12 protein-coding genes are annotated in these 12,134 nt (G+C 71.6%); 4 read left to right on the top strand and 8 right to left on the bottom strand.

What is annotated here, in order from left to right:
- Positions 1-52: 52 nt before the first annotated feature.
- From tal to pgl, 4 genes are all read left to right on the top strand, one after another.
- Positions 53-1,195, top strand: a complete 1,143-nt coding sequence (gene tal, locus ACIQOW_RS29430) for a transaldolase (protein WP_401089956.1) — start codon at positions 53-55, stop codon at positions 1,193-1,195.
- A gap of 61 nt (positions 1,196-1,256) precedes the next feature.
- Complete coding sequence (gene zwf, locus ACIQOW_RS29425) at positions 1,257-2,813, top strand: glucose-6-phosphate dehydrogenase (RefSeq protein WP_401090020.1); 1,557 nt, start codon at positions 1,257-1,259, stop codon at positions 2,811-2,813.
- A complete protein-coding gene (opcA, locus tag ACIQOW_RS29420) occupies positions 2,810-3,910 on the top strand; it encodes a glucose-6-phosphate dehydrogenase assembly protein OpcA (protein ID WP_401089954.1) in 1,101 nt (366 codons plus the stop codon). The genes zwf and opcA overlap by 4 nt, the downstream gene beginning before the upstream one ends.
- Positions 3,907-4,695, top strand: coding sequence for a 6-phosphogluconolactonase (gene pgl / locus ACIQOW_RS29415; protein WP_401089952.1), 789 nt, complete (start codon positions 3,907-3,909; stop codon positions 4,693-4,695). Before opcA ends, pgl begins: the two co-directional genes overlap by 4 nt.
- A 90-nt stretch (positions 4,696-4,785) precedes the next feature.
- Here pgl and ACIQOW_RS29410 read toward each other — a convergent pair whose 3' ends face one another.
- The 8 genes from ACIQOW_RS29410 to rapZ all read right to left on the bottom strand — a co-directional run bounded on the left by ACIQOW_RS29410 (position 4,786) and on the right by rapZ (position 12,122).
- A complete protein-coding gene (locus ACIQOW_RS29410; protein ID WP_223245297.1) occupies positions 4,786-5,073 on the bottom strand; it encodes an RNA polymerase-binding protein RbpA in 288 nt (95 codons plus the stop codon).
- 205 nt (positions 5,074-5,278) lie between these two features.
- The gene (gene secG, locus ACIQOW_RS29405; RefSeq protein WP_350521388.1) at positions 5,279-5,515 is read right to left on the bottom strand and encodes a preprotein translocase subunit SecG; all 237 of its coding nucleotides are present in this window, start codon (positions 5,513-5,515) and stop codon (positions 5,279-5,281) included.
- An 87-nt stretch (positions 5,516-5,602) separates the two neighbouring features.
- Entirely contained in the window at positions 5,603-6,388 is a 786-nt protein-coding gene (gene tpiA / locus ACIQOW_RS29400) for a triose-phosphate isomerase (protein WP_188300554.1), read from the bottom strand.
- Between the two features lie 5 nt (positions 6,389-6,393).
- On the bottom strand, positions 6,394-7,605 hold the full coding sequence (locus tag ACIQOW_RS29395; RefSeq protein ID WP_401089949.1) for a phosphoglycerate kinase: 1,212 nt from the start codon (positions 7,603-7,605) through the stop codon (positions 6,394-6,396).
- A 154-nt stretch (positions 7,606-7,759) separates the two neighbouring features.
- Positions 7,760-8,767 carry a type I glyceraldehyde-3-phosphate dehydrogenase gene (gap, locus tag ACIQOW_RS29390; RefSeq protein ID WP_188300556.1) on the bottom strand — a complete coding sequence of 336 codons (1,008 nt, stop codon included), beginning with the start codon at positions 8,765-8,767 and terminating at the stop codon, positions 7,760-7,762.
- Between the two features lie 337 nt (positions 8,768-9,104).
- A complete protein-coding gene (gene whiA / locus ACIQOW_RS29385; protein ID WP_097235854.1) occupies positions 9,105-10,085 on the bottom strand; it encodes a DNA-binding protein WhiA in 981 nt (326 codons plus the stop codon).
- Entirely contained in the window at positions 10,076-11,173 is a 1,098-nt protein-coding gene (gene yvcK / locus ACIQOW_RS29380; protein ID WP_188300557.1) for a uridine diphosphate-N-acetylglucosamine-binding protein YvcK, read from the bottom strand. Before yvcK ends, whiA begins: the two co-directional genes overlap by 10 nt.
- 64 nt (positions 11,174-11,237) lie before the next feature.
- On the bottom strand, positions 11,238-12,122 hold the full coding sequence (gene rapZ, locus ACIQOW_RS29375) for an RNase adapter RapZ (RefSeq protein ID WP_401089947.1): 885 nt from the start codon (positions 12,120-12,122) through the stop codon (positions 11,238-11,240).
- Positions 12,123-12,134: the final 12 nt, after the last annotated feature.

Raw genomic sequence — 12,134 nt, 5'->3', positions numbered from 1 at the left:
CCCGGCCCCTTCGACTACCCCACGAAGCAGAAGAACAAGGGACTGAAGCACCATGACTGACGCACTGAAGCGCCTCAGCGACGAAGGCGTTGCGATCTGGCTGGACGACCTCAGCCGCACCCGGCTGAACTCCGGCAACCTGGCCGAACTGGTGCAGAACAAGCACGTGGTGGGCGTCACCACCAACCCGACCATCTTCCAGAAGGCCATCGCCGGCGCCGGCGACGACTCCTACGACGGCCAGCTGCGCGACCTCGCCGTCCGCAAGGTCACCACCGACGAGGCGATCCGCATGATCACCACCTCGGACGTGCGCGACGCGGCCGACGTGCTGCGCCCGGTCTACGACGCCTCCAACGGCCGCGACGGCCGGGTCTCCATCGAGGTCGACCCGCGCCTGGCGCACGAGACCGCCGCCACCGTGGCCGAGGCCAAGCAGCTGTGGTGGCTGGTCGACCGCCCGAACGTCTTCATCAAGATCCCCGCCACCAAGGCCGGCCTGCCCGCGATCGGCGAGGTCATCGGCCGGGGCATCAGCGTCAACGTCACGCTGATCTTCTCGCTGGAGCGCTACAAGGCCGTCATCGACGCCTACCTGACCGGCCTGGAGGCCGCCAAGGCCAAGGGCCTGGACCTCTCGCAGATCGAGTCGGTCGCCTCCTTCTTCGTCTCCCGCGTGGACAGCGAGATCGACAAGCGCCTGGACAAGATCGGCGGCGGGGCCAGGGACCTGCGCTCCAAGGCCGCGCTGGCCAACGCCCGCCTCGCCTACCAGGCGTACGAGGAGGTCTTCGGCAGCGTCGACGGCAGGACCGCGGGCAGCTCCCGCTGGCTCGCCCTGGAGGCCGCCGGCGCCAAGCCGCAGCGCCCGCTGTGGGCCTCCACCGGCGTCAAGGACCCGGCCCTGCCGGACACCCTGTACGTCACCGAGCTGGTCGCCCCCGGCACCGTCAACACGATGCCCGAGGCCACCCTGGACGCCACCGCCGACCACGGCGTGGTCACCGGCAACACCATCGTCCCCAACTACGCCGACGCCAAGGCCGTGCTGGACGCGATCGCCGCCGCCGGCGTGGACTACGACGACGTCGTCCAGCTCCTGGAGGACGAGGGCGTCGAGAAGTTCGAGCAGTCCTGGAACGAGCTGCTCGACACCGTCACCGCCTCGCTCGCCTCCTTCGCCGACGAGAAGTGACCCCTGCTCACAGCCAGCGCACGAAAGCGGAGCCCATCAAGTGAGCACTGATTTCCCCGAGCTGACGCCGGAGTCGGACGCGGACGACCTCCCGCCCGCCCCCGTCAACCCGCTCCGTGACCCCTCCGACCGACGGCTCCCGCGCATCGCGGGGCCGTCCGGTCTGGTCATCTTCGGGGTCACCGGCGACCTGTCCCGCAAGAAGCTGATGCCGGCCATCTACGACCTGGCCAACCGCGGTCTGCTTCCGCCGGGCTTCTCCCTCGTCGGCTTCGCCCGCCGCGAGTGGGACGACGAGGACTTCGCCAAGGAGGTCCACGACGCCGTCCGGGACCACGCCCGCACTCCCTTCCGGGAGGAGGTCTGGCAGCAACTCGCCAAGGGCATGCGGTTCGTCCACGGAACCTTCGACGACGACGACGCCTTCGACAAGCTGCGCGCCACCATCGAGGAGCTGGACAAGGCCCAGGGCACCGGCGGCAACTTCGCCTTCTACCTGTCCGTCCCGCCGAAGTTCTTCCCGACGGTCGTCCAGCAGCTCAAGAAGCACGGCCTGGCCGACCCCCCGCAGGGGTCCTGGCGCCGCGCCGTCATCGAGAAGCCCTTCGGCCACGACCTGGAGAGCGCTCAGGAGCTCAACAAGGTCGTCCACGAGGTCTTCCCCCGGGACGAGGTCTTCCGGATCGACCACTACCTGGGCAAGGAGACGGTCCAGAACATCCTGGCGCTGCGCTTCGCCAACCAGATGTTCGAGCCGATCTGGAACCGGTCGTACGTCGACCACGTGCAGATCACGATGGCCGAGGACATCGGCATCGGCGGCCGGGCCGGCTACTACGACGGCATCGGCTCCGCCCGTGACGTCATCCAGAACCACCTGCTCCAGCTGATGGCGCTCACCGCCATCGAGGAGCCCGCCTCCTTCCACCCGAAGGCGCTGGTGGCCGAGAAGCTCAAGGTGCTCAGCGCCGTCAAGCTCCCGGCCGACCTCGGCCGGCACACCGTGCGCGGCCAGTACGCCACCGGCTGGCAGGGCGGCGAGGAGGTCGTCGGCTACCTGGACGAGGACGGGATCGACCCCGCCTCCAAGACCGACACCTACGCGGCCATCAAGCTGGAGATCAACAACCGCCGCTGGGCGGGCGTCCCGTTCTACCTGCGCACCGGCAAGCGCCTGGGCCGCCGGGTCACCGAGATCGCGGTCGTCTTCCAGCGTGCCCCGTACCTGCCCTTCGACTCCTACGCGACCGAGGAGCTGGGGCAGAACGCCCTGGTCATCCGGGTCCAGCCGGACGAGGGCGTGACGGTGCGGTTCGGCTCCAAGGTGCCGGGCACCTCCTTCGAGGTCCGGGACGTCACGATGGACTTCGCCTACGGCGAGTCCTTCACCGAGTCCAGCCCGGAGGCGTACGAGCGGCTCATCCTCGACGTGCTGCTCGGCGACGCCAACCTGTTCCCGCGTCACCAGGAGGTCGAACTCTCCTGGCAGATCCTCGACCCGATCGAGAAGTACTGGGACACCCACGGCAAGCCCGCCCAGTACGCGGCGGGGACCTGGGGCCCGGTCGAGGCGGACGAGATGCTCGCACGAGACGGCAGGAGCTGGCGCCGCCCATGAAGATCGACCTCACCAACACGACGTCCAGCAAGATCAACGGCGCGCTCATGGAGGCCCGCCGGGCCCGGGGCTCCGGCGCCGCCGGCATGGTGCTCACCCTGGTGATCGTGACCGACGAGGGCAGCGCCTACGACGCCCTCAAGGCCGCCAACGACGCCTCCCGCGAGCACCCGATGCGCACCCTCGCGGTGATCAAGCGCGCCGGACGCTCGCCCCGGGCCCGCGCCGAGACCCGGCTGGACGCCGAGATCCTGGTCGGCTCGGACGCCGGGTCCGGCGAAACGGTTGTCCTGCGGATGCACGGCGAACTCGCCGCGCACGCCCAGTCGGTGGTCCTGCCGCTGCTGCTGCCGGACGCCCCGACCGTCGTCTGGTGGCCGGACAAGGCGCCGCTGCACCCGGCGCAGGACCCGCTGGGCTCGCTCGCCCAGCGCCGGATCACCGACGCCGTCACCGCCGAGTCCCCGGTGGGCCAGCTCGCCCAGCGCGCCCAGAGCTACTCCCCCGGCGACACCGACCTGGCCTGGACCCGGATCACCGGCTGGCGCTCGATGCTGGCCGCCGCGCTGGACCAGCGGCCGTCCACGGTCGTCTCCGCGGCGGTCGAGGGCGAGTCCTACAACCCCAGCGTCGAGCTGCTCGGCCTCTGGCTGACCAACCGGCTCCAGGTGCCGGTCGAGCGGGTCGTCACCGGCGGCCCCGGCATCACCGCGGTGCACCTGCGCACCAAGGACGGGGACATCACCCTGGACCGCCCGGACGGCCTGATGGGCACCCTGTCCATGCCCGGCTCGCCGGACCGCCAGGTGGCGCTCAAGCGGCGCGAGACCTCGGAGCTGATCGCCGAGGAGCTGCGCCGGCTGGACCCGGACGACATCTACGCGACGGCGGTGCGCACGCCCGTCGACCGGCTGCACGAGCCGGTCAACGACGAGACCGCGGCGGCCGAGAAGATCGCCCGGGAGGTCGCCGAGGAGGCCGTCGAGGAAGCCGCCGAGGCGGCCGTGGCCAACCCGGACCGGGTGACCGCCGAGGCGGGCGTGAAGAAGCCCGCCAGGAAGGCCGCGGCCAAGCGCACCGGCAAGGAAGGCGCATGACCAACGCGACCCCGCAGCTGGTCGTCCACCGGGACAAGGAGCTGATGGCCCAGGCCGCGGCGGCCCGGCTGATCACCCGGATCGTGGACGCCCAGGCCGCCCGCGGCATCGCCTCGGTGGTGCTCACCGGCGGCCGCAACGGCAACGCCCTGCTGGCCGCGATCGCCGCCTCCCCGGCGCGCGACGCGGTCGACTGGGGCCGGCTGGACCTCTGGTGGGGCGACGAGCGCTTCGTGCCCGCCGCCGACCCGGACCGCAACGCCGTCCAGGCCCGCGCCGAACTGCTGGACGCCGTCCCGCTCGACCCGGCGCGGGTGCACGAGATGCCCGCCGCGGACGGGGTGGACGGCTCGGGCGTGGAGGCCGCCGCGGCCCGCTACGCCGAGGAGCTGGCGGAGGCGGCCGGCCCGGGCGAGCGCAACGGCGTCCCGGCCTTCGACGTGCTGCTGCTCGGCGTCGGCCCGGACACCCACGTCGCCTCGCTCTTCCCCGAGCACCCGGGCGTGCGGGAGACCGAGCTGACCGTGGTCGGCGTGCGCGGGGCCCCCAAGCCCCCGCCGACCCGGATCTCGCTCACCCTCCCGGCGATCCGCTCGGCCCGCGAGGTCTGGCTGCTGGCCGCCGGCGAGGACAAGGCGGGCGCGGTCGCGCTGGCCCTGTCCGGCCCCGGCGAGATCCAGGCGCCCGCCTCCGGCGCGTACGGCCTCAGCCGCACCCTGTGGCTGCTGGACCGCGCCGCCGCGGAGCGGATCCCGCCGCAGCTCTACCCGCCGGCCTCGGCCTGACCGGCCCCGGCAGCGCCGAAGGGCGCCACCGTCACTCGACGGTGGCGCCCTTCTCGCTGTTCTGCCGGGGCGGGCCCGGGACCCTTCCGCTCAGATCTCACCGCGGAGCTTCGCCAGCGCCTCGGCCAGGATCGCCTCGCCGTCGGCGTCGGTGCGCCGCTCACGCACGTAGGCGAGGTGGGTCTTGTACGGCTCGTTGCGCGAGGGCGCCGGCGGGTTGTGCTGGTCCTGCCCGGCCGGGAAGCCACAGCGCGGGCAGTCCCACGTCTCCGGGATCGCCGCCTCGGCGGCGAAGCTGGGACGGGTCTCGTGCTTGTTCGCGCACCAGAAGGAGATCCGGTTGCGCGGAGCGGACTCGCCGCGCTCCGCCTCGCCCATCGGGCCGGCCCCGACCCTGCTGCCACGGATGGCATTGCCACTTGCCACGGTCTGACTCCCTGCGTACTGGTGCGCCGACCCGCCGCGGTGCGCGTCGGTGGCGAAAGTCGTCCTAGTGTAAGCAGGTGTTAAGCATCCGCCACCATCGCCTCCGCACCCGACCGTCCCAGGATAGGCGCTCGGGCGACGGGGCGTCAGGGATACGTCAGCTCTGGTACTTCAGCACCAGGCCCAGGACGATGATGCTGGCGAACCAGCCCAGGCCGACCACGATGGTGATGCGGTCCAGGTTGCGCTCGGCCACCGCCGAGCCGCCGCCGGTGGACATCGCGCCACCGCCGAACATGTCGGACAGGCCGCCGCCCTTCCCCTTGTGCAGCAGCACCAGCAGGATCATCAGCAGACTGAAGATGATCAGGGCAATCGAGAACCCGAGAACCACGACGGGACCAACTCTCTCGTATCTTCGGCGAAGGGGCCGGGCCGCGTACGGCGGTCCGGCCCCAAAGCGTACGTTGCGGCGGCGGCGTTAGCCTACTGCCTGCTCACGGTAGCGCACGATCTTGACGAACTCGTCGGCGTCCAGCGAGGCACCGCCGACCAGGCCGCCGTCGATGTCGGGCTTGGCCATCAGACCGGCCGCGCTCGACGACTTCACCGAACCGCCGTACAGCACACGGACCTTGCCGGCCAGCTCGGCGTCGTACAGCTCGGCGATCCGGGCTCGGATGGCGGCGCAGACCTCCTGCGCGTCCTCCGGGGTGGCCACCTCGCCGGTGCCGATCGCCCAGACCGGCTCGTAGGCGACCACGATCGACTCGGCCTGGTGGGCCGGGACGCCGTCCAGGCCGCCGTCCAGCTGCGCCAGGGTGTGCTCGACGTGGGTGCCCGCCTTGCGGATCTCCAGCGGCTCGCCGACGCACAGGATCGGGGTGACCCCGGCGCGGTAGGCGGCCTTCACCTTGGCGTTGACGATCTCCTCGTCCTCACCGTGGTACTGGCGGCGCTCGGAGTGCCCGATCACCGCGTAGGTGCACTGGAGCTTGGCCAGCATCGGTCCCGAGACCTCGCCGGTGTAGGCCCCGCCGTCGTGCTGCGAGATGTCCTGCGAGCCGTACTTGATCTTCAGCTTGTCGCCGGAGACCAGGGTCTGCACCGAGCGCAGGTCGGTGAACGGCACCAGGACGGCGACCTCGACGGCCTCGTAGTCCTTGTCGGCCAGCGCGAACGCCAGCTTCTGGGTGTGCTGGATGGCCTCGAGGTGGTTGAGGTTCATCTTCCAGTTGCCCGCCATCAGCGGGAGACGGTCGGTCATGTGTTTCAGTCCTCCAGAGCGGCGAGTCCGGGGAGGGTCTTGCCCTCCAGGTATTCGAGGCTGGCACCGCCGCCGGTCGAGATGTGTCCGAAGGCGTTCTCGTCGAAGCCCAGGATGCGGACGGCCGCGGCGGAGTCGCCGCCGCCGACGACGGTGAACGCGTCGCTGTCGAGCAGGGCCTTCGCGACGGCGCTGGTGCCGCCCGCGTAGTCCGGGTGCTCGAAGACGCCCATCGGGCCGTTCCAGAACACCGTGCCGGCGTCGGCCAGCTTGGCCGCGTACAGCTCGCGGGTCTTCGGGCCGATGTCCAGGCCCTCCTGGTCGGCCGGGATGGCGTCGGCGGCGACGGTCGAGAAGTCGGCCGGAGCCTTGGTCTTGAGGTCCGGGAACTCCGTGGAGACCAGGACGTCCGTCGGCAGCACGAACTCGACGCCGCGCTGCTCGGCCCGGGCCAGGTACTCCTGGACGGTCGGGACCTGGTCCTCCTGGAGCAGCGAGATGCCGACCTCGTGGCCCTTGGCCTTGAGGAAGGTGTACGCCATGCCGCCGCCGATCAGGATCCGGTCGGCCTTCTCCAGCAGGTTGTCGATCACACCGAGCTTGTCGGAGACCTTGGCGCCGCCGAGCACCACCACGTACGGACGGGCGACGTCCTCGGTGAGCTTCTTCAGCACGCCGACCTCGGTGGCGATCAGGTCGCCCGCGGCGTGCGGCAGCAGGGCCGGCAGGTCGTAGACCGAGGCGTGCTTGCGGTGCACGGCGCCGAAGCCGTCGCCCACGTACAGGTCGGCCAGCGCGGCCAGCTGCTCGGCGAAGGCCTTGCGCTCGGCGTCGTCCTTGCTGGTCTCGCCCGCGTTGAAGCGCAGGTTCTCCAGCAGCGCGACCTCGCCGTTCGCCAGCGCGGCGACGGTGGCCCTGGCGCTGTCACCGACGGTGTCGGTGGCGAAGGCGACGTTCCTGCCGAGGATCTCGCCGAGGCGCTCGGCCGCCGGGGCGAGCGAGAACCGCGGGTCCGGGGTGCCCTTGGGGCGGCCGAGGTGCGAGGCGACGACCACCTTCGCGCCGGCCGCGGCCAGCTTGGCGATGGTCGGCGCGACGGCGCGGATGCGGCCGTCGTCGGTGATCGTGCTGCCGTCCAGCGGCACGTTCAGGTCGGCGCGCACGAAGACGCGCTTGCCTTCGACACCGGCTTCGAGGAGCTCTTCGATGGTCTTCACGGGGATTCGGATTCTCCTGGGGAGATGGTTGATGCGCAGTGAGGCGGCACGGCGCAGGGGCCGCCTGAGAAGTCCTTGAGCGCGGAACGAGGGCCCGGTCGGCACCGTACGCCGGCCGGGCCCTCGTCCCTACATCACGTCAGCTCCCGCGAGGTCAGAGCCGCCCACCGACGAGGGTGACCAGGTCGACCACGCGGTTCGAGTAGCCCCACTCGTTGTCGTACCAGCCGAGCACCTTGACCTGGTTGCCCTGGACCATGGTGAGCTGGCTGTCGAAGATGCAGGACGCCGGGTCGTTGACGATGTCCGAGGAGACGATCGGGTCCTCGGTGTAGGCCAGGATGCCCTTGAGCGGGCCCTCCTGAGCGGCCTTCTGGAAGGCCGCGTTGACCTCGTCCTTGGTGACCTCGCGCTCCAGGGTGACGACCAGGTCGGTGATGGAGCCGGTCGGGACCGGGACGCGCAGCGAGGTGCCGTCCAGCTTGCCCTTCAGCTCCGGCAGGACCAGGGCGGTCGCCTTGGCGGCACCGGTCGAGGTCGGGATGATGTTCTGCGAGGCCGCACGAGCACGGCGCAGGTCCTTGTGCGGGAAGTCCAGGGTCACCTGGTCGTTGGTGAACGCGTGGACGGTGGTCATCAGACCCTTGACGATGCCGAAGCTCTCGTTCAGCACCTTGGCCATCGGCGCCACACAGTTGGTGGTGCAGGAGGCGTTGGAGATGATGTGGTGGTTGGCCGCGTCGTACTTCTCGTCGTTGACGCCCAGCACGATGGTGACGTCCTCGTCGCTGGCGGGCGCCGAGATGATGACCTTCTTCGCGCCGGCGGCGAGGTGCTTCTTCGCGGCCTCGGCCTTGGTGAAGATGCCGGTGGACTCGACGACGATGTCGGCGCCCAGGGCGGCCCACGGAAGGTTCGCGGGGTCACGCTCGGCGGTCACCTTGAAGGTGTGGCCGTCGACGGTGATGCTGTCCTCGGTGTGCGAGACCTCGCCCGGGAAGGTACCCAGGGTGGTGTCGTACTTGAGCAGGTGAGCCAGGGTCTTCGTGTCGGTGAGGTCGTTGACACCGACGACCTCGATGTCCGCGCCCTGAGCCTTGACCGCGCGGAAGAAGTTGCGGCCGATGCGGCCGAAGCCGTTGATGCCTACCCGGATCGTCACGAACCGATCTCCTCGTTAGGTACGCCGGGGCGGAGCCCCGACGGGGATGAGATTTGGGAAGTCCCCGACCGCCTATGACCCTACCCCTCCCGGGCACGGGACGGCACATCGCGCCGCGTGCTGAGACCGGGCGTGGCGCGGTCGAAAGCCGACTTCAGGCCGTCCGGCCTTGCTCGGCCGGGCAGTTGGTCCCGGGCCAGTGGTCTCTACCAATTCGGGAGTGTCGGCGGGTCCGGAAGCCCGCCCGGAGGACCGTCCGCGGGTGCCCCCGGAGACGGCCGCGGCCGGTGCCCCGTCATCGGGACACCGGCCGCGTTTCGGTCACTGAGCGTGATCGTCAGTTCATCGCCATCTCGTCGGTGAGGCTGGCCTCGGTGCTCGGCAGGCCGAGTTCGGAGGCGCGCTTGTCGGCCATCGCCAGCAGCCGGCGGATCCGGCCGGCCACCGCGTCCTTGGTCAGCGGCGGATCGGCGAGCGCGCCCAGCTCCTCCAGCGAGGCCTGCTTGTGCTGCATCCGCAGCTGGCCGGCCGCCGCCAGGTGCTCGGGCACCTCGTCGCCGAGGATCTCCAGCGCGCGCTGCACCCGGGCACCGGCCGCCACCGCGGCGCGGGCCGAGCGGCGCAGGTTGGCGTCGTCGAAGTTGGCGAGCCGGTTGGCGGTGGCGCGCACCTCGCGCCGCATCCGGCGCTCCTCCCAGGCGAGCACCGACTCGTGGGCGCCGAGCCTGGTCAGCAGGGCGCCGATCGCGTCGCCGTCGCGGATGACCACCCGGTCCACGCCGCGCACCTCGCGGGCCTTGGCCGGGATGCCGAGCCGACGGGCGGCGCCGACCAGGGCGAGGGCGGCCTCGGAACCGGGGCAGGTGATCTCCAGCGAGGACGAACGGCCCGGCTCGGTGAGCGAGCCGTGCGCCAGGAAGGCCCCGCGCCAGGCGGCCTCCGCGTCGCAGGTGGCCCCGGAGACGACCGCCGGCGGCAGCCCCCGGATCGGACGTCCGCGGCCGTCCACGAGTCCGGTCTGGCGGGCGAGCAGCTCGCCGTCCTTGACCACCCGGACCACGAAGCGGCTGCCGCGACGCAGCCCGCCGGGGGCCATCACCACGAGGTCCGAGGAGTGCCCGAAGATCTCCAGCAGGTCCTTGCGCAGCCGTCGTGCCGCCGCCCCGGTGTCCAGCTCCGCCTCGATCACGATGCGGCCGCTCACGATGTGCAGTCCGCCCGCGAACCGCAGGATCGCCGACACCTCCGCCTTGCGACAGCAGGCCCGGGTGACCGGGAGCCGGCTGATCTCGTCCTTCACCGCTGGAGTCATCGCCATGGCCCGATCCTTCCATGTGTCCGGAAAATCCGGTCGTACGCTGCCGCCAACAGCTCGGGGTCGTGTCGCGGCGTCCCGTCGGTGCGGGCCACCGAGCCGAGCACCAGAGCGGCGCCCATCCGCTCGGCGGCCTTCTCCAGGCCGTCCAGGTCGGCCTGGCCGAAGGCCCCGCCGGTGACGGCGCGCTCGTCCACCAGGATCGCATCCACCGCGAGGTCCGGAGCGTGGTCGGCGATGACCTCCAGGTGACGCTGCGGGGTGAAGCCCTCGGTCTCCCCGGGCTGGGGGGCCAGGTTCAGGGTGAGCAGGCGGCGGGCGCGGGTCCCGGTGAGCGCCTGGGCCAGCTCGGGCACCAGCAGGTGCGGCAGCACGCTGGTGAACCAGGAGCCGGGGCCGAGCACCACCCAGTCCGCCTCCCGGACGGCGGTGACCGCCTCGGGGACGGCCGGCGGCCCGTCCGGCAGCAGCCGGATCGACTGCACGGTGCCCGGGGTCACCGCGACGTCGGCCTGGCCGCGCACCGCCGTGACCTCGGCGGGGCGGGCCGGGTCGTGGCCGCGCACGGTCGCCTCGATGTCCAGCGGCACCGCCGACATCGGCAGCACCCGGCCCTGGACGTTGAGCAGCCGGCCGACCCAGTCCAGCGCCGCCACCGGGTCGCCCAGCTTCTCCCAGAGCGCGACGATCAGCAGGTTGCCGACCGCGTGGCCGCCGAGTTCGCCGGTGCCGGTGAAGCGCTGCTGGATGACCTCGGACCAGGTGCGGCCCCAGTCGTCGTCCCCGCACAGCGCGGCCAGCGCCTTGCGCAGGTCGCCCGGGGGCAGCACACCCAGCTCGGTGCGCAGCCGTCCGCTGGAGCCGCCGTCGTCGGCGACGGTGACCACGGCGGTGAGGTCGCTGGTGAGCCGGCGCAGCGCGGACAGCGAGGCCGACAGGCCCTGCCCGCCGCCGAGCGCGGTGATCCTCGGGGCCGGATTGGTCCGGGCGGGACTACTGCGCGGACGGCTCGGCGCCGTGGGCCGGGCCGGGCTGAACGCCCGGTCACCGGTCCTGCTCTGCGGCTGCCGCCCGGGCACGTATCCCGCCACACATCACCTCGCGTTCCTCGGCCCGCCGACCGCTCCGCCGACGGGCCCGGCAGGGAGGCGGCGGTTACTCCCGTCCCATGTCACGGTGGACGAGCACCGTCTCGACTCCGTCGGCGATGAGACGCTTGGTCAGACGCTCGGACATGGCGACGCTGCGGTGCTTGCCACCGGTGCAGCCTACGGCAAGCGTCATGTAGCGCTTCCCCTCGCGTCGGTATCCCTCGGTGATGATGCGCAGCAGCTGGGCGTAGCCGTCCAGGAACTCGTTGGCTCCGGGCTGCTGGAAGACGTAGTCGGCGACGTCCGCGTCGGTGCCGGTGCGGGCGCGCAGTTCGGGCACCCAGTGCGGGTTGGGCAGGAAGCGGCAGTCCACCACGAGGTCGGCGTCGACCGGCAGGCCGTACTTGAAGCCGAAGGACATCACGGTGGCGCGCAGCTCGGGCTCGTCGTGGTCGGCGAACTGGGCGTCCAGCTTGGCGCGCAGCTGGTGCACGTTGAGGTTGGAGGTGTCGATCACCAGGTCGGCCTCGCCGCGCAGGTCGCGCAGCAGGTCGCGCTCCAGGGCGATGCCGTCCACGATCCGGCCGTCGGCCTGGAGCGGGTGCGGGCGGCGGACGCTCTCGAAGCGGCGCACCAGCGCCTCGTCGGAGGAGTCCAGGAAGACGACCCGCAGCCGGACGCCGCGCTTCTCCAGCTCGTCCAGCGAGGTGAGCAGGTCGTCGAAGAACTGCCGGCCGCGGACGTCCACGACCACGCCGATCCGGGCGACGTTGCCCTGGGACCGGGCTCCCAGGTCGACCATGGTCGGGATCAGGGCCGGCGGCAGGTTGTCCACCACGAACCAGCCGAGGTCTTCAAGGCACTTGGCGGCGGTGGAGCGGCCGGCTCCGGACATGCCGGAGATGATCACCAGCTCCGGCGCGTTCTCGGCCACGTCTGACACGGTCACTTCGGTTCCCCG

The sequence above is a fragment of the Kitasatospora sp. NPDC091335 genome (assembly GCF_044757205.1).
Lineage (GTDB): Bacteria > Actinomycetota > Actinomycetes > Streptomycetales > Streptomycetaceae > Kitasatospora.
This window is presented reverse-complemented; position numbering and strand designations above follow the sequence as displayed.

Coding starts and splice junctions, on each gene's coding strand:
- tal (WP_401089956.1), top strand. CDS start 53: ATGACTGACGCACTGAAGCGCCTCAGCGACGAAGGCGTTGCGATCTGG.
- opcA (WP_401089954.1), top strand. CDS start 2,810: ATGAAGATCGACCTCACCAACACGACGTCCAGCAAGATCAACGGCGCG.
- pgl (WP_401089952.1), top strand. CDS start 3,907: ATGACCAACGCGACCCCGCAGCTGGTCGTCCACCGGGACAAGGAGCTG.
- ACIQOW_RS29410 (WP_223245297.1), bottom strand. CDS start 5,073: ATGGGCGAGGCGGAGCGCGGCGAGTCCGCTCCGCGCAACCGGATCTCC.
- tpiA (WP_188300554.1), bottom strand. CDS start 6,388: ATGACCGACCGTCTCCCGCTGATGGCGGGCAACTGGAAGATGAACCTC.
- whiA (WP_097235854.1), bottom strand. CDS start 10,085: ATGGCGATGACTCCAGCGGTGAAGGACGAGATCAGCCGGCTCCCGGTC.